A 19,749-nucleotide genomic window follows, 5' to 3' on the forward strand; every position below is an offset into this window, starting at 1 on the left:
AATTGTGTTTTAGGTTAAATGAGGACAAAAAGCACGCTTTACAGTATTGGAAAAAGTATGTCCTAATTTTATTTTCTGGCGTTTTTATCTCATCTTTACTTTTGTTTTTTCTTAGCGATAAAGTTTTGGTCTTTTTTAGAGTCGAAAGCAATTTGATAAAAGACTTACAGGTTTTATTTCAAATGATATTAATTGTACCTGTTGCTATGGTATTTTCCCTATCATTTGAACAATTAATGTTTGGTTTACATAATAACAAATTATATTTTAAAATCACATTTTTTGTAACGGTAATAAATTTGATAACAATTTTATTGTTTTCTTATTTTTACAATTTATCTGGAATTATAGCTTCCATTTTTTTATCGGAAATATTATTTGTTTATTTTTATTATCAGGGTGCCTTTAAAAAGATAGCAAGCAATGAAAATTAACCTTTATAGTTTTTTATATATACTATGTATCGTTTCTTCATTTTTCCCAAATTATGAAGTAACATTCTTAATTTGGTTAACAACTGTTTTATTAACTACAAGGAAGAAATATTCTATAACGATATTTAACTTTATTCTATTATTTTTTGGAATTCTTCTTATTGCTTCAATTTCAAGTTTATTCTATAAATACCAAGCTTTTTCGATGGTTAAAGACTTTACCTATCTGTTAAAGCCTATTTTAGGATTATTAGTTGGCTATCAAATATTTGATAAATTTAAAAGTAAAAGTTTTGATATTTTTATAAAGGCTGGTTTGGTTTTGTCTACCATCCATATATTGTTAATATTATTTGCTTTTCTAAAGTTTCATAGTGTAGATATGAATTTGATAAGAGCTGAAGCGGGTTTTTTTAGTGATTATGAAGTATATGTGTTTGTTGTACTTTTGTTTAGTAATAAATTTAATATTGAAATAGATAAAAAAAGGAAAACATTTTTTTTGATTGTAATTGGTTTTTCAATCTTTATGTATTTAGCAAGAACTAATTTTTTACAATTAGCTATTTTAGTGCTTGGCATAAAAGGATATTTTGTGTTAACCCAAAAGTCGTTAAAAGTTCTAACCCTTGTTGTTTTCAGTTTTTTATTGAGTTATGGAGCCATTTATTATGCAAATCCTAAACGAAATGGAAAAGGGATTGAAGCACTCATGTATAAAATTAAAATTGCACCAGAAGAAGCGTTTAAAACCAAGATTAACAAAGATGACTGGAAAGATTTTAATGATAATTACAGATCTTTTGAAAATATTATCACTGTAAAACAAGTTACAGCAGATGGGTTAAGAGCAGTGTTTTTTGGTAAAGGAATAGGTTCTACATTAAATATTGGACAAAAAATTAAAACAACAGATGGTTCCATAATTCAATATATTTCAGTAGCTCATAATGGCTTTATGACTATTTTTATGAAATCAGGATTACTAGGCTTGCTGTTGCTAATGGTTTTTTTATATTTACTTTATAAACAAAAAAGGGACGAAAATCCATTAATTAACCATTTGAATATGTTATTAATAGGAACAAGTGTATTTTTGGTATTATCAACTTGGGTTTTTATGGGAGTTTATTTTAAGCTGGATAACAAATCTATAATTGTAGGATTAATTTTAGCCATGAGAGAATATTTGATAAAGGCTAATAACAGTCATTTGCTAAAATAATTTCTTTTATTTTTTCACTTGTGGTTCCATCTCCATAAGGGTTTACGGCTTTAGATATTTTTGAATAATAAGAATCATCTAATAATAACATAGAAGTTTCCGCCACTATTTTTTCTTTATTTGAACCCACAAGAATTGCTGTTCCTGCTTCAACACCTTCCATTCTTTCCGTTATTTCTCTTAAGACTAAAACGGGTTTTCCTAAACTCGGAGCTTCTTCTTGAATTCCACCAGAATCGGTTAAAATAAGATTAGAATGATTCATCATCCAAATCAAATCAGGATAATCTAATGGAGAAATTAATTTAATGTTGTCTCTAGTTAACTTTTCGTGAGCAATTTTCATAATATTCGGATTCAAATGAACAGGATAAACAATTTGTATTGTTTCTTTAAACGAATCTGAAATTTCAAGTAAAGCATCACAAATTTCTTCAAATGGTTTTCCAAAATTTTCTCGTCTATGACAAGTTACGAGTATAATTTTTTTATTGAAATCAATGTTAGAATATTTATTAATTAAATTACTTTCGGATGAATTTTTAATTTCATCTAGTCCTAATAATAATGCATCAATCACAGTGTTTCCCACTACAAAAACATTATTTTTAAGATCTTCTCTATCTAAATTATCAGCAGCTGTTTGTGTAGGACAAAAGTGAATATGAGCAATTTTAGAAGTTAAAATTCTATTCATTTCTTCGGGGAAAGGGGAATAGATATCATGACTTCTAAGTCCAGCCTCTATATGAATAACTTTGATTTTTTTGTAAAACGAGGCTAAAGCGCCTGCTAATACTGTAGTTGTATCTCCCTGTACAAATACATAATCAAAATCTTCTTTGTTTAAAATATCTTCGGTAATTTTTAAAATTAAACCCGAAGTTAATTCATGTAAGCTTTGATTAGGCTTCATAATGTTTAAATCATAATCTACATCAATTTTAAAAAAATCCAATACTTGATCTAGCATTTCTCTGTGCTGAGCCGTTACGCCAACTTTAACTGTAAAATTAAAATCCAAACAGAAAGTTTTAACTAAAGGAGCCATTTTGATTGCCTCTGGACGAGTACCAAAAAGGAATAGAATTTTCTTCATTAAGATGATGATTTAAAAACGTAAAACTAATAATAATATCTATATTTGTAAAGCTTTAATCATTATTAAATGAAAGTCTTATTTCAAACAAGAACGAATCTTTATAGTGCTCCTGGAGGAGACTTAATCCAAATAGAAAAAACAAAAGAATATCTCGAAAAATTAGGAATTTCAGTTGATATTTCATTAGAATTTGAACCCGATTTAAAGGATTATGACATTGTTCATTTGTTTAACTTAATGGATCCTCAAGATATTTATTTACAGTGTGTTAATGCAAAAAAACAAAACAAAAAAATTGTTTTATCTACTATTTATGGTTTGTATACAGAATATGAGCAAAAAGCAAGAGGAGGATTTGCTCAAAAAGTTGCAAACTTTTTATCACCCTATCAAATAGGGTATTTAAAAAACGCCATAAGACATTATCACGAAAATAGATTTCATAAAGGTGTTATTAGAATGATGTTCAGAGGATATTATGGTTTAATGAAAGACATCACGAAAAGTGTCGATGTTTTTTTACCAAATTCAATTTCTGAGATGAATAGGGTAGCGTCAGAATTTAAATTAAAGAATTATAAGTTTGAAGCTGTACCTAATTCAATTGATAAAAATATTTTTGATAGTTCCTCTATTAAAAATACTAATATATTTGAGCAATACAAAGACTGTATTGTATGTGCTGCACGAATTGAGGGGAGAAAATCAACCCTAAATCTAATAAGAGCAGTAAAAGATACAGATTACACTTTAGTATTAGTTGGTAATGAATCGAAAAACCAAAAAAGTTATGTGGAGCAAGTTCATGCCGAAGCGGGTAAAAATGTTGTTTTTTTAGGTGCAATACCACATGAAGAATTAAAAGAATTGTATCGAGTTGCCAAAGTTCATGCTTTAGTTAGCTGGATGGAAACCCCTGGATTATCTTCTTTGGAAGCAGCAGCAATGGGCTGTAATATTGTTGTAACAAAAAAAGGAGACACAGAAGAATATTTTGAGGATTTTGCCTTTTATTGTGAGCCCGATGATGTAAGTACAATCAAAGAAGCAATAGATAAAGCGTATTCATCTCCTTTCAAAGAAGAATTGCGAAATAAAATTTTAATGAATTACACTTGGGAAAAAGCCGCAGAAATTACTCTTCGCGGCTATAATAAGGCTTTAGGTAATTTATAACTACTGATTTTTAGCGGTACCACTACCAAACAATTTATTTTTAGTTTGTACTAAAAAATTGTAGTTTTTTGCTAATTGTTTTTTAAAGAATGAAGCATCTTCTTTTGGAAACCAATCGGTAGTACGGGGTGTTTCTAAATGTCTATTATGAATTTGATACGCATATGTAGCAATGGATGTTCTGTAATTTCCTTCAGGGAAGTTAGTCATATCATATCCATGAAGTGTATACGGTGCGCATTGTTGAATGATTAATCTGTTGAAGGGAACATCTAATTCTGCTTCTTCATTAGTTCTTAAATCTCTAATTTTAAGACCTCCTTTGTATTCAGGTTTCCAATCCTTATTTAAATAAAGCAATAGGTTTAATTCTCTATACCAATTTTTATTGATAGGATGATAGTTAAAATCAAGATGCATGTCTAAAAAGCTATTTTTCTTTCCTTGATGTAAACCACCGCCGTGGTTTTTTGGATCAACAAAAACCTTCTTAACTGTAATGAATGATAATATTTTATTGAAACGCTCTGAAGACAAGTCATTATAAAGTTCTTCTAATTCAGGAGATAAAACTTTGTAATTTGATTTCTCAAATTTATTATTTGCAAAAGCATAATCTCTACTTTTGTTTTCTAATTCTGGAATTGAAGCGTAAGCTTTGTTTAATTTTTCTTCATCGCAAAACCCATCAATTATTAGATGTGGAAAAGGTTGAGCGGTTAAATATTTTATTCTAAGTGATTCTTGGTTATTTTCTAAAAACTCAAAATTTATCATAGCATTACTATTGTATAATAGCAAAAATAACAAATTTAATGAGATATCAAGAATGACATTTGTCATAAAGCAAAAAAAAACATTACAAATCTAGAATATACAGAAGAGAACACTTATTTTTGTTTTTGTTAAAAATAACAAAATGAAAATTGGAATTTTAGGAACCCGTGGAATCCCTAACCATTATGGTGGTTTTGAACAATTCGCTGAATTTTTTGCTACATATGCAGCAGATCAAGGTCATGATGTTAGTGTATATAATTCCTATACGCATCCTTACAAAGAAAAAAAATTCAAAAGTGTTCACATAATACATTGTTATGATCCAGAGAATAAAATAGGAACGGTGGGCCAGTTTGTGTATGATTTAAATTGTATTTTAGACGCTCGAGAAAGGAATTTTGATATTATTCTTCAATTAGGTTATACCAGTAGTTCGGTTTGGTATTTTTTACATCCTAAGAAGTCTATTGTAATTACAAATATGGATGGTTTAGAATGGAAACGAACTAAATATTCTAAACTTGTACAAAAAGTACTTCTTTTTGCAGAACGGTTAGCGGTTAAAAAAAGTGATTTTTTAATAGCGGATTCATTAGGAATTCAAAAATATTTATGGGAAAAATATCAAAAAGAAAGTTACTACATAGCTTATGGAGCTTATAATTTTGATAACCCAAATAGTGAAATTTTGAAACTTTATAATGTTGAAAAAGAAAACTTCAATATGATCATGGCGCGTTTTGAACCAGAAAACAATATAGAAATGGTTCTTGATGGAGTTACCTTATCAGAAAACAAGATGCCAGTTTTAGTAATTGGAAACCACAACACTAAATATGGAGTTTATTTAAAAAACAAATTCGAATCTTTTTCTAACATTCGTTTTTGTGGGGCAATTTACAACTTAGATCATCTTAATAGTTTGCGTTATTATTCTAATATTTATTTCCACGGGCACACTGTTGGAGGCACTAATCCGTCATTGTTAGAAGCTATGGCTTCTAAAGCTTTGATTGCTTCCCACAACAATTTGTTTAACAAAGGGATTCTCAGAGAAAATGCGTTTTACTTTTCAACATCAGATGAGGTTAAAAAAATCTTAAATACTGTCAAAAAAAGTGATAACTTGCAATTCGTAGAAAATAATTATTTAGAAATAGCTACGAGTTTTAAATGGGAACAAATAAATGAACAATATTTACAACTTTTTAAGCAGTGCTTGGAGGGAACTTCTAGAGGAAAACAAACAACATAATGCGTTTATTCCTTTTTTACTATTGTTAATAACTGTGCCATTTTCAATGGCTATAAATAATATTTTATTAGGAGTATTTGTTATTTCATCCTTTTTCTATATTAGGAGAAACAAAATGATTTTTTCTTGGGCTTATTTACTGCCAATGTTATTATTTTTGTGGATGTGTTTTTCCTATTTATGGTCTGTAGATAAAGAAAGAACATTATCTGCAATACCTAAGGAAATAGCATTATTACTTGTACCTATTGCATTTTTATTAATACCTTCTTTTACAAAAGAACAAAGGGATAAATTAATTAAATATTACAGTTATACAATGTTGTTTTTTGTACTGTTTTTTTTAATAAGAGCAGTACTAAGATTTATTTTAACTAAAGAAACGAGTGTTTTTTTCTATCACGGACCCGATAACGAAACAGACACAGGATTAGTTCCAAGGTTATTAAATGCAATTCATGTTTCTGTATATGTGGCAATTGCTTTTTTTTATTTTTTCATAAAAGAGCACAAGAATAAAATAGAGCGATTAGCTAGTTTACTTTTATTTGTTTTTGTTCTTTTATTGGCATCTAAAAATATTATATTAGTATTTGTTTTGTTAATTCTAATTCAAATTTTTTTCTACTCTAAAATGGCTAATCGTTTGCGATTAAGAAATTTAACTTTAATTTTAATATTACTAGGAATTATTCTTTCTTTCGGAAAAATAAAAGAACGTTTTTTAATTGAGTTTACAAGTAATACAGAAAAAAGTATATCACATAATGTAAAAGTGAATAACGAAGTAGGCGTTAATAATATAAGTATTTACGAAGCTTGGAATAATAAAAAATTTACACATAATGATTTTTTTCCAGGTACTTCATTTCGGGTATATCAATTTAGAATGTTTAAAGATTTTTTAGATGAAGAACCTATATTTTGGAAAGGATTTGGACTAAATGCTTCACTAAATAAGTTATTAGAAAAAGAAAAGCAATATAATTTATATCCAGGTTATGGAACATTTAATTTTCATAATCAATATGTACAAAATTTTGCAGAGTTAGGTGCAATAGGTTTTGTATTACTATTAATTATTTTGATTATTAATACAAAAAAAGCATTTAATTCTAAAGATTTTATGCATATTGCTTTTGCAATCTTAATGTTAAGCTTATTTTTGACAGAATCATTTTTATGGAGACAAAGAGGTGTTGTGTTTTTTACCACTTTTTATTGTTTGTTTAATTTTATAAATAACCCCTCAGTTAAGAAAAATTAAAATGAGAAGAATACTTATAACAGGTGCGGCTGGATTTCTTGGGTCACATCTATGCGATAGATTTATAAAGGAAGGTTATTTTGTAATAGGTATGGACAACCTAATTACAGGTGATTTGAAAAATATTGAACATCTTTTTAAAGATAAAAATTTTGAGTTTTATCATCATGACATCACAAAGTTTGTTCATGTTCCAGGGAAATTGGATTACATTTTGCATTTTGCATCACCAGCAAGTCCAATAGATTACTTAAAAATTCCAATTCAAACTTTAAAAGTTGGATCTTTAGGAACACATAACTTATTAGGATTAGCTCGGGTAAAAAAAGCAAGAATCTTAATAGCATCCACTTCAGAAGTTTACGGTGATCCTTTAGTTCACCCTCAAACGGAAGAATATTATGGTAATGTAAATACTATTGGTCCAAGAGGAGTATATGATGAGGCTAAACGTTTTCAAGAATCAATAACAATGGCATATCACACATTTCATGGTGTAGAAACTAGAATTGTTCGTATTTTTAATACCTATGGACCAAGAATGCGATTGAATGATGGTCGAGTAATTCCCGCATTTATAGGACAAGCGCTTCGAGGTGAAGATTTAACCATTTTTGGTGATGGAAGTCAAACCCGTTCGTTTTGTTATGTTGATGACCAGGTAGAAGGAATTTTCAGATTATTACATTCAGATTATCATTTACCAGTTAATATTGGAAATCCTGATGAAATTACCATCAAAGATTTTGCAGATGAAATCATCAAATTAACAGGTACAGGTCAAAAAGTAGTGTATCACCCTTTACCTGTTAATGATCCATTACAAAGACAACCAGACATAACAAAAGCTAAAGAAATTTTAGGTTGGGAGCCTAAGGTATCTAGATCAGAAGGGATGAAAATAACGTATGACTATTTTAAAACCCTTTCCTCAGAAGAATTATTAAAAGAAGAACATAAAGATTTTACTAAATATATTTACTAGGGTTGAAAAACAAGGCAGGAAGATATTCGGTTTACATTAGACCTATACTAATATTTTTAGATTTATTAATTGTAAATCTTTTAGTATTATTATGTATGAGATCGGCCATGAGTAATTTTGGCTATCATACTATTCTTTCTGTTTTTTGGTTAGTAATTTCTTATTATTCCGGATTTTATGAGGTATATCGTTTTACAAAGGGAATAGAGATTTTTGGTAAACTCTTAAAGCAATTTTTCTTCATAAGCTTAATTACATTTGCTTATGTGGGTTACAAATACAAATATGTAACCACTGATGAAGTAGGTTATTATATTTTTTGTTCCTTCTCATTAGTGGGTCTAGTTAAATTTTCTATTTTTATTTTGTTAAAAAAATATAGGCTTTTATATGGTGGCAATTATAGAAATGTTATAATAATTGGTCATGGAAAAAGCGTTGATGAATTAAAAGATTTTTTCACAAACAATCCTGATTATGGCTATAATTTATGCTATATATTTGATTTAAAAGAAAATAAAAAAACAGAGTTAATTAATAGCAATCAATATGTAATAGAAAATAGAATTGATGAAATATACGCATCAATTAACACCCTTTCTAATAAAGAGATTAATGATTTAATTTTCTTTGCCGACAATAATTTAAAGACGGTAAAATTTCTTCCTGATAATAAAAATACTTTTTTAAGAAATTTAGCGGTAGAATATTATGATTATATACCTATAATTTCTTTAAGAACAATACCTTTAGACAAAGAAGTAAATAAGCGATTAAAACGTTTTTTTGACGTTCTTTTTTCTTTATCTATCATAATATTTATTTTGTCTTGGTTGACCCCAATAATTGCTTTGTTAATTAAAATGGAATCAAAAGGCCCTGTTTTTTTTAAACAAAAAAGAAATGGATTAAATTATGAAGAGTTTTATTGTTATAAATTTCGATCTATGTATTTGAATCCTATTGCAGATTTAGAACAAGTACAAAAAAATGACCCTAGAATTACCAGAATTGGAAAATTAATTAGAAAGACTAGTGTAGATGAACTTCCGCAATTTTTCAATGTTTTACTAGGCGATATGTCAGTTGTAGGACCAAGACCTCACATGGTAAGCCATACGGAAATGTATGCTAAAAGTGTAGATAAATTTATGGTGAGACATTTTATTAAACCAGGAATAACTGGTTTAGCACAAACCAATGGTTTTAGAGGAGAAGTTGAAACAGAAAAAGATATTATTAACAGGGTGAAATATGATATTTTTTATCTTGAAAATTGGTCATTGTTACTCGATATTAAGATAATTTTTGCTACTGTAATTAATGCAATTAAAGGAGAGAAAAAAGCTTACTAATGACTGCTTTAGTTTCTATAATTACACCATCTTACAATTCTGCAAAATTTATTGCTGAAACCATTCAATCAGTGCAAAATCAAACCTACCAAAATTGGGAAATGATTATTGTAGATGATGGTTCGTCTGATGAAACAGAAAATGTTGTTTTATCCATAATCCAAAAGGATAATCGCATTCAATTTCATAAGTTAAGTCAAAATTCAGGACCAGCAGTAGCTCGAAATACTGGAATTGAAAAAGCATCTGGAGATTATATGACGTTTATTGATGCCGATGACATTTGGTTTCCAACATTCATCGAAAACAATATCAAAACCATTCAAGAAACCGGAATTCCATTCGTGTTTTCGTCTTACAAAAGAGCCAATGAACAATTAGAATTTGTCTATTCTGATTTTATTGTTCCCAATAAAGTTTCGTATTCTGACATTTTAAAATCCAATTCTATAAGTTGTTTGACGGCTTTTGTTGATATTAAAAAGTTAGGCAAAAAGTACATGCCACTCATCCGAAAACGTCAAGATATGGGATTGTGGTTGAATTATTTAAAAGTAATTCCATTCGCACATGGAATCCAAAAAACGCAAGCGATTTATAGAATCAGAGAAAATTCACTTTCCAGAAAAAAATCGGATTTAATTAAATACCAATGGCAATTTTATAGAGAAGTTGAAAAATTGAATGTTTTCGAATCCAGCTATTATATGTTGCATTGGATGTATCGCGGTTTTATGAAGTATAGGAGTTAATTCCTGTTTTTACCACAAAGAACACAAGGAAGGCTCAAAGAACACAAAGTTTTACCGCAGATTCTCAAATTTTGGTTTAATAGTCAAAAATACTTTGTGAAACTTTGTGTTTAACTTAGCGAAACTCTGTGTAACCGATTCAAATCATCGATTGAAACTGCTTCAATTTTCCTCGTTTCGTTCGTTCTAAAACTTCTTTTCGGTTATAAGTAAAACGCAATCCGGGTTCTAAATATTTTGCAATTGCTTTTTCAATTTCTTGAATTTGTTTCGAAGTCAATTCTACAGAACTCACATAATCAATTTCAAAACTATCTAACTTTGTTTGACGAACAATAAATTCTTTTACGTTTCCATCGTCTTCAATAATACTTTTGGTCACATAGTAAAAGGTTAATCCAGGCGATTTTTTTCCACTAGGTAAAAGTGCTACATCACTAGTTCTCCCAATTAATTTTTTCAGAATGGGTTTTTTCAACGTGCTTTTTTCATCTAAAATTCCAACATCGCCAATTTCATATCGAATAAAAGGATGCGCTTTATTATACAACGAAGTAATTACCACTTTTCCTTCTTTTCCATACGGAACGGGTTGATTATTTTCATCTAAAATCTCCACAAATAAGGTTTCCGAGTTCACTTGCCATTCATCATTTGGATTTTGAAACGCAATTAAATCCAATTCCGAAGCACCATATTCATTTACAACGGGAATTCCCAAATGTTTTTCAAGCAAGATTTTGTCTTCTTCAAACAACATTTCCGAAGTCACCATACAAACTTTCAACGACGGACATACATCAGTTAAAATAATATTTCGTGCTTGTAAATATTTTCCAAAAAGCACAATCGAACTCGTATAACCATTGATGTAATCAAACTTTTTCGTCTTAAAATGTTCCAAAACACCATCTAAAATTGCATCCGATAAATCAAAAATCGGAAAACGATATCGTTTACTTAAAAAATCTTTTAAACGTTCTTTCCTGTACCCAATTAAATCCAACGGAATCCCATAAAATCGCGCTTGATACGACGAATTAAAATCAACGCCATACCAACCAAAACGATGAATAATCGAAGCCCAAGTTATAGCATGTGCTTCTTTGTCCTTGGCAAAAACAAATGGATCGCCACTCGAACCCGATGTTTTATTAACGAAAACAGATTTTTCTGAATAACCTTTTGAAAGTCGGTCTTTTAAAGGTTTTTGTAAATCTTTTTTGGTTAGAACGGGTAAATCATTCCAGTTTTTAAAGAAGTCTTTTCCAACTAAATTTTGATAAAAAGCATTATTTTTTAAATGAAATTCTACAATTTCTCGCTTTTTAGCTTCGAGATAATCGGGATAATCTGCTTCTGAAATTTGTAGAATTTTCTCAAAATCAGCTTGAGCTTTCGCTATTGGAAAACCGCTTAATTTTAAAGAAAGATGAAACAAGTTGAACATTCGTTGGAATTTATCCAAAAGTAATAAATCTGAAAATAATCTTTCTTCTTTTTTCTTTTTTCTTAAGAAATAGTACTTTTGCCAAACAACATAACAACACACAAAATGACTATTTTACTACTTGGTTCTGGCGGTCGCGAACACGCACTGGCTTGGAAAATGCTTCAATCTTCAAAATGTTCTTCTCTTTTTGTTGCGCCTGGAAATGCAGGAACAGCATCGATAGCAAAAAATGTGGATGTAAACCCAAATAATTTTGATGCCGTTAAAGCTTTTGTTTTAGAAGAAAAAGTAGAAATGGTAGTGGTTGGTCCAGAAGATCCATTGGTGTTAGGAATTTATGATTTCTTCAAAAATGATGCTGAAATTAACCATATTCCAGTAATTGGACCTTCAAAAGTGGGAGCACAATTAGAAGGAAGTAAAGAATTTGCGAAAGAATTTTTAGTAAAACACAACATTCCAACCGCTCGTTACGAAAGTTTCACAAAAGAAACCGTTGAACAAGGTTGCCAGTTTTTAGAAACTTTAGAAGCGCCATACGTTTTAAAAGCAGATGGATTAGCTGCTGGAAAAGGAGTTTTAATATTATCGGATTTAGAAGAAGCAAAAGCTGAATTACGAAATATGTTGGTGGGTGCTAAGTTTGGACAAGCAAGTTCAAAAGTAGTTATCGAAGAATTTTTAGACGGAATCGAATTAAGTTGTTTCGTTTTAACTGATGGAAAATCATATAAAGTATTACCAACAGCAAAAGATTACAAACGAATCGGAGAAGGCGATACTGGATTAAACACAGGCGGAATGGGAGCAGTATCTCCAGTTCCATTTGCTGATGCAGTTTTATTAGAAAAAATTGAAACTCGAATTGTAAAACCTACTATCGCCGGTTTACAAAAAGACCGAATTGAATACAAAGGCTTTGTTTTTATCGGATTAATCAACGTGAAAGGCGAACCTATGGTTATCGAATATAACGTTCGAATGGGTGACCCAGAAACAGAAGTAGTAATGCCAAGATTAAAAAGTGATCTAGTTGAAATTTTTGAAGCGATTGGCAATCAAGAACTAGATAAAATAACTTTGGAAATTGATGAGAGAGCCGCTACAACTATCATGGTGGTTTCAGGCGGATATCCAGAAGATTATGAAAAAGGAAAAGAGATTTTCGGTTTAGAAAACATCACCGATTCAATTCCATTTCATGCAGGAACAAAATTAGAAAATGGAAAAGTAGTGACTAACGGAGGTCGTGTTATTGCAGTAACTTCGTACGGAAATGACTTTCAGGAAGCCATAAAAAAATCTTATCAAAGTATAGCAAAACTACAATTTGATAAGATGTATTTTAGAAACGATATTGGTAAGGATTTATAATCCTTGCTAATATCTTAAGATTATTTTAAAAATGAGTGTGCAGTTGTATCTTGCTCATCTTCATTGTTAGCTTTGAAGATGTTCAATTGCTTAATCCAATATGTCATTGCACCACAACATATAATAATAAAAATCCAGTTTAAGATATTTGCAGTCCACCAATTAGTTAATTCTAGTTCTCTTAACCAATCCATTGGTAAGAATAAAAAATCTACGAAAAGTGATTGTATTCCTTCAAAAAATGATTTCATTTTGATAAAGTATTATATTTACACCACAAAAATATAAAATATTCGGATGTTAGCAAGCATTTTTAGTAAAACAAGACCATTTAATTATTTAGTAGTAGGTATTTTATCGCTTTTTTTCTTTTCTGTAAAGATAATAGCGTTGGCACAACCTAATGCTCATTGGGTTTACTATGCTGAAGAGTTTGGTTTATACTTACTTCTTTTTGCTTCATTATTCATTATAAATTTCATCACACTAAAGAACGGATTAACCAAAACAAACAATTATGCTTTATTGTTGTTTTTTATTTTTCTTCTGTTTTTTTCGTCTATTTTCCAGAATAAAAACATCATTATTTCTAATTTCTTATTGCTTTTGGCTTTAAGAAGATTAATTTCTTTGAAATCTTTATTACAAACAAAAGAAAAAATTTTTGATGCATCGTTTTGGATTTTTTTGGCTGCTTTATTTCACTTTTGGAGTATTTTTTATATCATTTTAGTTTTCATTGCTGTAATTCTTCACGTTTCAAAAGATTACCGAAATTGGATTATTCCTTTCATAGCATTATTAGCGGTTACCATTTTATTTTTCCTTGCTAATAGTATTCTCGATAATACTTTGATGAGTACACTTTTGAGTAAAACGTATATTAGTTTTGATTTTTACTATTTTGATAATATTTTTCAACGAATTGCTTTAGCTTTATTTACCTCGATAAGTTTATTCTTTTTTGTATCTCATTTATTCGATTTACCAAATAAAGCATTGAATATGCAATCTTCTCACAAAACGATTTTGTTTTCTTTTATTCTTGGAGTTGGAATTTACGTACTTTCTGCAAATAAGAACAATGGTTGTTTAGCATTTTGTTTCGGCCCTTTAGCTATAATTGGAGCCAATTTTATAGAAAAGATAGAAAATAATTGGCTAAAAGAAATTATAGTTTATTCTTTATTAGCCCTTGGAATTTTCTTTTTTTTAATGCAATTATAATTTAATTCCGTAAGCTAAATCGCCAGCATCGCCTAAACCAGGAACAATATAGTTGTGCTCGTTTAGTTTTTCATCTAAAGCAGCAACCCATAGGTGACAATTTTCGGGAACATTTTTCTCTAAGTATTCAATTCCTTCTGGAGTCGCGATAACAACTGCAATGTGAATTTCTTTTGGTTTTTGTTCCAAATGTAATTTATTTAAAACGGCTATTAAGGATTGTCCAGTGGCTAACATCGGGTCAATTAAAATCAGATTTTTCCCTTCGAAAGATGGTGCTGCTTGATATTCTACCAAAATTTCAAATTTATCATCGTTGTCATAATGATGACGATAAGCCGAAACAAATCCGTTTTCTGCATTGTCAAAAAAGTTCATAAAACCTTGATGTAAAGCTAAACCAGCTCGAAGAATCGAACATAAAACTACAGGTTCAGCAATTGTTGTGGTGTGTTTGATACCAAGTGGCGTTTGTACATCAATGTTTTTGTAATCAAGTGTTTTACTTAATTCGTATGCCATTATTTCCCCAATACGCTCAATATTTTTTCTAAAACGCATACTGTCTTTTTGGATGTTTACATCGCGAATTTGCGCTAAAAAATGATTAAGAATACTGTTTTGTTCGGAGATATAATGAATGTGCATTGATTTTATTTTTTGTAATTCAGGATAAAAGTACAAAAAATCGCTATTTTTGTAACAATTTTAAAGCTATAATTATGTTTGCTGAATTTGCATTTCCCATTTTTGAACAAAGTATCAAAACATATCACATTATTGACGATGTGTATCAACCCGTTGTAAATCCTTATGAAAAAGGAACTATTGAATATTTGTTGTTTGCAAAAAACTGGGTAGACACGGTGCAATGGCATTATGAAGATATCGTTCGTGATCCAAATATTGATCCTGTAGCAGCTTTAGATTTAAAACGTAAAATTGATGCTTCCAACCAAGTTCGTACGGATATGGTGGAATACATCGACAGTTATTTCTTGGATAAATACAAAGATGTTCAAGTAAAACCAAATGCAAAAATCAACACCGAAAGTCCAGCTTGGGCAATTGACCGTTTATCGATTTTGGCTTTGAAAATTTACCACATGAACGAAGAAGCAACTCGTGCAGAAGCAACGGCTGAACACAGAGCAAAATGTCAAGAAAAATTAAATGTATTGTTAGACCAAAAGAACGATATGTTTACTTCAATCAGTCAGTTAATTGAAGATATTGAAGCAGGTGACAAATACATGAAAGTCTACAAACAAATGAAAATGTACAACGACGAGGAGTTGAATCCGGTGTTGTATCAGAATAAAAAATAGTCATCAAATTGATGTCTAAACCAAAACACATATTGGTAATAAGGCTCTCAGCGATGGGTGATGTTGCAATGACAGTTCCTGTGTTGAGAGCCTTAGTTTTGCAATATCCCGAAGTAAAAATTACAGTAGTTTCCCGACCTTTTTTCCAACCATTTTTTGACGGAATTCCGAATGTGAATTTCTATGGTGTGGATTTGAAAGAACGACATAAAGGATTCTTAGGTTTACTTCGATTATTTTCCGATTTACGAAAATTGAATATTGATGTTGTTGCCGATTTACACAATGTTCTTCGCTCAAAAGTTATTCGAACCTTATTCGCTTTAAGTGGAAAAAAAGTCGCTGCAACCGATAAAGGAAGAGCCGAAAAGAAAACATTAACGAGCTTAACCAACAAAGTTTTTGCTCCAGTGAAGCCAATGGTCTACAGACATGTAGAAACGTTCAAGCAACTTGGATTTTCAATTGATTTATCGAATCCGCATTTTCCTGAAAAAGCTACTTTATCACAGGAAATAATCTCAATTACGGGAACTAAAAATCAAAATTGGATTGGAATTGCGCCTTTTGCACAATACGACAGTAAAGTGTATCCTTTAGATTTAATGCAAGAAGTAATTGATGGTTTAGCTGAAAATAAAAATCAAAAAATCTTCTTATTTGGTGGAGGAGAAAAAGAAATTCAGTTACTGAATCAATTGCAAGACCAACATGATAACGTAATCGTTTTAGCTGGAAAACTAAAATTCAAACAAGAGTTAGACGTGATTTCCAATTTAGATATCATGCTTTCCATGGATTCTGGAAATGCACATATTGCAGCGATGTTAGGCGTAAAAGTGATAACACTTTGGGGCGCCACACATCCTTATGCTGGTTTCAAACCTTTTAATCAACCTGATGATTTTTGCTTGACTTCGGACAGAACACAATATCCATTATTACCAACTTCCATTTATGGTAATAAAAAAGTGGAAGGTTATAAGGATGTGATGCGAACGATTTTGCCCAAAAAAGTAGTGTTCAGTATCCAGTCGCAGTTGACAGATACAACTGAACACTAAATACTGAACACTGTTTACTGATTAAACATCATCAAAATCAATCTTAATCATAGCTGTTGTAGGATGCGCTTGACAAGCCAATGTTAATCCTTCAGCAATTTCGGCATCGGTTAAAATTTGGTTCTTTTTCAAGACCGCTTCACCTTCTGTAATTCTACAAATACAACTGCTGCAAATACCACCTTGACAAGAATACGGAACATCTAAACCTTGTTTCAACGCCGCTTCTAATAAGGTTTGTTTTTGACTCATTTCGAAAGTAGTTTCTTCATCATCAACAAGGATTGAAATTTTAGTATGACCATCAGCACTTGCAACGGTTTCTCCTTCGCTTGAAGAAGTAGAGAACAATTCGAATTTAATATCTGAATCGGAAATGTTATTTTCTTTCAATGTATCCGAAACCAAATTAATCATCTCTTCAGGTCCGCACAGATAGAATTTTGAAAATTCCATTTCAGCATGTTTGTTTTTCAAGATGAAATTCACCGTTGATTTATCAATTCGACCAAACAAAGCATTATCAGCCGTTGATTGACTATATACGTATTGCACAAACAAACGTCCCACATATTGCAATTGCAAATCGTGTAATTGGTTGTGGAAAATGGTGTCTTTTTCCGATTTATTTCCGTAAACCAACACAAAAGTACTGTTTGGTTCTTCTTCTAAAACTGATTTTAAAATTGAGTAAACAGGCGTAATTCCACTACCCGCCACAAAGGCTGCGTAGTTTTTTTGACGTTCTGCTTTAGGTTCGAAAGTGAATTTCCCTTCTGGAGTTCCTACTTCGATTACATTCCCAACCGCTAATTTTTCATTGGCAAACTTGGAGAAGAAACCATTTTGGATAGCTTTAACAGCAATTCGTAATTCGCCACTTTTTGGAGAAGAACAAATCGAATACGCTCTTCTAATTTCTTGTCCGTCAAGCGTGATTTTTAAGTTTACGTATTGTCCAGCAACGAATTGATAATACGATTTTAATTCGTCGGGAACATTAAAAAGAATCGAAACCGCATCGGCCGTTTCTTTGATGATTTCTTTAATGCTTAATTTATAAAATGATGACATGTGATTTATTTTTTACAAAAATAAAAAAAAGAACCCGAAGGTTCTCAATTTATTCCACAAACAACGCTTTTAATTCCGTTGCTTCGCTTGGTTTCATTTTTCCTGCTAAGACTAAACTTAGTTGTTTTCTTCTTAATGCCGCGGCAAATCGTTCTTTTTCCAAATCGGTTTCAGGCACAATTGGTGGAACTGGAATTGGTCTTCCCGTTTCATCAACGGCAACAAAAGTATAAATTGCTTCGTTCGCTTTGTTTTTAATTCCTGATTCTCTGTCTTCAATCCAAACATCAATAAAAATTTCCATTGAAGTGTTGAATGTTCTGGAAACTTTTGATTCAACAGTTACTACGCTTCCTAACGGAATAGCTCTGTTAAATGCCACGTGATTCACCGATGCCGTTACACAAATTCTACGTGAGTGTCTTCTAGCAGTAATACTCGCTGCTCTATCCATACGAGCAAGCAATTCACCACCAAATAAATTGTTCAATGGATTCGTTTCACCTGGTAACACTAAGTCGGTTAAAGTAGTTACCGATTCTGAAGGAAATTTTGGTTGCATTGTTTTTTTTGCAAAGATAAAGATGAATTTGAAAATAAAATGCAAAAAAAAATCCCAAAATTGGGATTTCAATAATTTTTATACAAAGTGTTAAAAATTTATTCGATTAATAACCAAGCCTCTGCATTGTGCGATTTTTGAATGTTTTTTCTTTCCGTTTGAGCCTCGTTTAAGTTTTTGAAACTTCCATAAATCACAGGGTATAAGTTGTGTTTATTCATCGGAAGCATCTTAGCATTTTCAAAACCAGCGGCTTTTAGTTCAGTAATCGCTTTGTTAGCATTTTCTTCACTTCTATAAGCGCCAGCCACTAAATGATAAGGCATTTTTTCTTCAACTGGAGCAGCTACACTTAATTCAACCGCTTCAACCGGAGCGCTAATTACAAAAGTCGCTTCTTGAATTTGTTGTTGTACTTTTTCTTGTACGTTTTTCTGAACCGCTAAAGTTTTAGTCTCAATTTGTTGATCGTAATACGTTTTATATCCAAAACCACCAGCGCCCAACATCACCACAAAAATAGCAGCATATTTCAAATACGAGTAATCTTTCTTTCTTTCAGGAGTAAAAATAATTGGCGCTTTTTCTTCTAAAGCTTCTACTTCTTGCTTTAAAACTTCTCTTGTAATTTCAGGAGAAACAAAACTGCTCAAACCAAACGAATCCGTTAAATAATTTACCGTATTCGCAGGTTCAAAAACCCAATTCATTTCATTATTTACCGAAATCTCACCAATGTTTTTCAACACCACACGATTGCGGTTTTGCAACAAATACGTCCATTCGTTCACTACATCACCAATTTTGATTACCGCTAATTCGTAGGACATTTTTTCTTGTAATGCCACATGATTTGCTAATAAACCATCATTGTTTTTTACATTCGCATTAAACGAAACCACTTTTTTAGGCGGAAAAAACGAACTTGCGCTTCCAGTAACGTGAGCGGACACAGTTTCGGTTAAAAACGCACCAAAACCAGGAACAGTAACGCACTGATAACGATATAATAAGTCAGATATATGTTTTTCTATAAGCATAACAACAAAGTTAGATAATCAATAGCAATATCAAAATTTTATCAACAAAAATTATTAACAATTGCGATTTTTACTGTAAATAATTGGAAGCGAATGGCTTGGGCTTTCTTGGTTTCCATGTTCCTGCTTTACGTTACAATCTTTTTTTTGTTGCCTGAGGTTCTCGAAGGCAACAAAAAAAAGGATTTCCACTACAATCAGGGCTCATATCTTTGTTAAGATTTAATAAGATGCATTATTTATCTTTGAAATAGTAATAATTGATAAACAAAACCAAGTTGCAAAATACTATCGGG

Annotated in this window: 20 protein-coding genes; 12 read left to right on the forward strand and 8 right to left on the reverse strand. The window is 30.8% G+C overall.

All coding sequences use genetic code 11. The annotated features are described in order from the left end of the window. On the forward strand, window positions 1-434 hold a 434-nt coding region (locus B4I81_RS11150; RefSeq protein WP_291110656.1), incomplete at its 5' end, for a hypothetical protein. Then, window positions 424-1,659 (forward strand): hypothetical protein, encoded by a 1,236-nt coding sequence (locus B4I81_RS11155; RefSeq protein ID WP_291110658.1) that lies wholly within the window; start codon window positions 424-426, stop codon window positions 1,657-1,659. The genes B4I81_RS11150 and B4I81_RS11155, both read left to right, overlap by 11 nt. Here B4I81_RS11155 and wecB read toward each other — a convergent pair. After that, window positions 1,634-2,758, reverse strand: coding sequence for a non-hydrolyzing UDP-N-acetylglucosamine 2-epimerase (wecB, locus tag B4I81_RS11160; protein WP_291110660.1), 1,125 nt, complete (start codon window positions 2,756-2,758; stop codon window positions 1,634-1,636). The genes B4I81_RS11155 and wecB overlap by 26 nt on opposite strands. Before the next feature lie 69 nt (window positions 2,759-2,827). Between wecB and B4I81_RS11165 the strand changes: the two genes are divergently transcribed. After that, window positions 2,828-3,937 (forward strand): glycosyltransferase family 4 protein, encoded by a 1,110-nt coding sequence (locus tag B4I81_RS11165; protein ID WP_291110662.1) that lies wholly within the window; start codon window positions 2,828-2,830, stop codon window positions 3,935-3,937. Here B4I81_RS11165 and B4I81_RS11170 read toward each other — a convergent pair whose 3' ends face one another. Beyond that, window positions 3,938-4,714, reverse strand: a complete 777-nt coding sequence (locus B4I81_RS11170; RefSeq protein WP_291110664.1) for a 2OG-Fe(II) oxygenase — start codon at window positions 4,712-4,714, stop codon at window positions 3,938-3,940. A 142-nt stretch (window positions 4,715-4,856) separates the two neighbouring features. Between B4I81_RS11170 and B4I81_RS11175 the strand changes: the two genes are divergently transcribed. Genes B4I81_RS11175 through B4I81_RS11195 form a run of 5 tightly spaced genes read left to right on the forward strand, consistent with a single transcriptional unit; the run spans window position 4,857 to window position 10,331 of the window. Beyond that, complete coding sequence (locus tag B4I81_RS11175) at window positions 4,857-5,972, forward strand: DUF1972 domain-containing protein (protein ID WP_291110666.1); 1,116 nt, start codon at window positions 4,857-4,859, stop codon at window positions 5,970-5,972. Then, window positions 5,905-7,239 carry an O-antigen ligase family protein gene (locus tag B4I81_RS11180; RefSeq protein WP_291110668.1) on the forward strand — a complete coding sequence of 445 codons (1,335 nt, stop codon included), beginning with the start codon at window positions 5,905-5,907 and terminating at the stop codon, window positions 7,237-7,239. Before B4I81_RS11175 ends, B4I81_RS11180 begins: the two co-directional genes overlap by 68 nt. 1 nt (window position 7,240) lies before the next feature. Then, window positions 7,241-8,224: a UDP-glucuronic acid decarboxylase family protein gene (locus B4I81_RS11185; protein WP_291110670.1), complete on the forward strand. Its 984-nt coding sequence runs from the start codon at window positions 7,241-7,243 to the stop codon at window positions 8,222-8,224. 2 nt (window positions 8,225-8,226) lie between these two features. Further along, window positions 8,227-9,579 (forward strand): exopolysaccharide biosynthesis polyprenyl glycosylphosphotransferase, encoded by a 1,353-nt coding sequence (locus tag B4I81_RS11190; RefSeq protein WP_291110672.1) that lies wholly within the window; start codon window positions 8,227-8,229, stop codon window positions 9,577-9,579. Next, on the forward strand, window positions 9,579-10,331 hold the full coding sequence (locus tag B4I81_RS11195; RefSeq protein WP_291110674.1) for a glycosyltransferase family 2 protein: 753 nt from the start codon (window positions 9,579-9,581) through the stop codon (window positions 10,329-10,331). Before B4I81_RS11190 ends, B4I81_RS11195 begins: the two co-directional genes overlap by 1 nt. 139 nt (window positions 10,332-10,470) lie before the next feature. Here the strand turns inward: B4I81_RS11195 and B4I81_RS11200 are convergent, their stop codons facing one another. Beyond that, on the reverse strand, window positions 10,471-11,781 hold the full coding sequence (locus B4I81_RS11200) for a phenylacetate--CoA ligase family protein (protein ID WP_291110676.1): 1,311 nt from the start codon (window positions 11,779-11,781) through the stop codon (window positions 10,471-10,473). Between the two features lie 105 nt (window positions 11,782-11,886). Here B4I81_RS11200 and purD point away from each other — a divergent pair, with 105 nt between their 5' ends. Continuing rightward, on the forward strand, window positions 11,887-13,158 hold the full coding sequence (gene purD, locus B4I81_RS11205) for a phosphoribosylamine--glycine ligase (RefSeq protein ID WP_291110678.1): 1,272 nt from the start codon (window positions 11,887-11,889) through the stop codon (window positions 13,156-13,158). A 20-nt stretch (window positions 13,159-13,178) separates the two neighbouring features. Here purD and B4I81_RS11210 read toward each other — a convergent pair whose 3' ends face one another. Beyond that, window positions 13,179-13,409, reverse strand: coding sequence for a DUF6341 family protein (locus B4I81_RS11210; protein ID WP_133609015.1), 231 nt, complete (start codon window positions 13,407-13,409; stop codon window positions 13,179-13,181). Window positions 13,410-13,455: 46 nt separating this feature from the next. Between B4I81_RS11210 and B4I81_RS11215 the strand changes: the two genes are divergently transcribed. Beyond that, a complete protein-coding gene (locus B4I81_RS11215; protein ID WP_291110680.1) occupies window positions 13,456-14,385 on the forward strand; it encodes a DUF6427 family protein in 930 nt (309 codons plus the stop codon). On the opposite strand, the gene upp is transcribed toward B4I81_RS11215, so the two are convergent. Then, on the reverse strand, window positions 14,380-15,033 hold the full coding sequence (gene upp, locus B4I81_RS11220; RefSeq protein WP_291110682.1) for a uracil phosphoribosyltransferase: 654 nt from the start codon (window positions 15,031-15,033) through the stop codon (window positions 14,380-14,382). The two genes, B4I81_RS11215 and upp, sit on opposite strands and share 6 nt — an antisense overlap. A gap of 74 nt (window positions 15,034-15,107) precedes the next feature. Between upp and B4I81_RS11225 the strand changes: the two genes are divergently transcribed. Beyond that, window positions 15,108-15,713, forward strand: a complete 606-nt coding sequence (locus B4I81_RS11225) for a DUF4254 domain-containing protein (RefSeq protein WP_194093615.1) — start codon at window positions 15,108-15,110, stop codon at window positions 15,711-15,713. Window positions 15,714-15,724: 11 nt separating this feature from the next. Continuing rightward, complete coding sequence (locus tag B4I81_RS11230) at window positions 15,725-16,777, forward strand: glycosyltransferase family 9 protein (protein WP_291110685.1); 1,053 nt, start codon at window positions 15,725-15,727, stop codon at window positions 16,775-16,777. A 21-nt stretch (window positions 16,778-16,798) separates the two neighbouring features. Here B4I81_RS11230 and B4I81_RS11235 read toward each other — a convergent pair whose 3' ends face one another. From B4I81_RS11235 to B4I81_RS11245, 3 genes are all read right to left on the reverse strand, one after another. Beyond that, window positions 16,799-17,851: a ferredoxin--NADP reductase gene (locus tag B4I81_RS11235; RefSeq protein WP_291110687.1), complete on the reverse strand. Its 1,053-nt coding sequence runs from the start codon at window positions 17,849-17,851 to the stop codon at window positions 16,799-16,801. A gap of 49 nt (window positions 17,852-17,900) precedes the next feature. Next, complete coding sequence (locus B4I81_RS11240) at window positions 17,901-18,413, reverse strand: acyl-CoA thioesterase (RefSeq protein ID WP_291110689.1); 513 nt, start codon at window positions 18,411-18,413, stop codon at window positions 17,901-17,903. A gap of 98 nt (window positions 18,414-18,511) precedes the next feature. Beyond that, complete coding sequence (locus tag B4I81_RS11245) at window positions 18,512-19,453, reverse strand: SPOR domain-containing protein (RefSeq protein ID WP_291110691.1); 942 nt, start codon at window positions 19,451-19,453, stop codon at window positions 18,512-18,514. Between the last annotated feature and the right edge of the window lie 296 nt (window positions 19,454-19,749).

It is taken from the genome of Flavobacterium sp. UBA6195 (assembly GCF_002422095.1).
In the GTDB taxonomy this organism is placed as follows: Bacteria; Bacteroidota; Bacteroidia; order Flavobacteriales; family Flavobacteriaceae; genus Flavobacterium.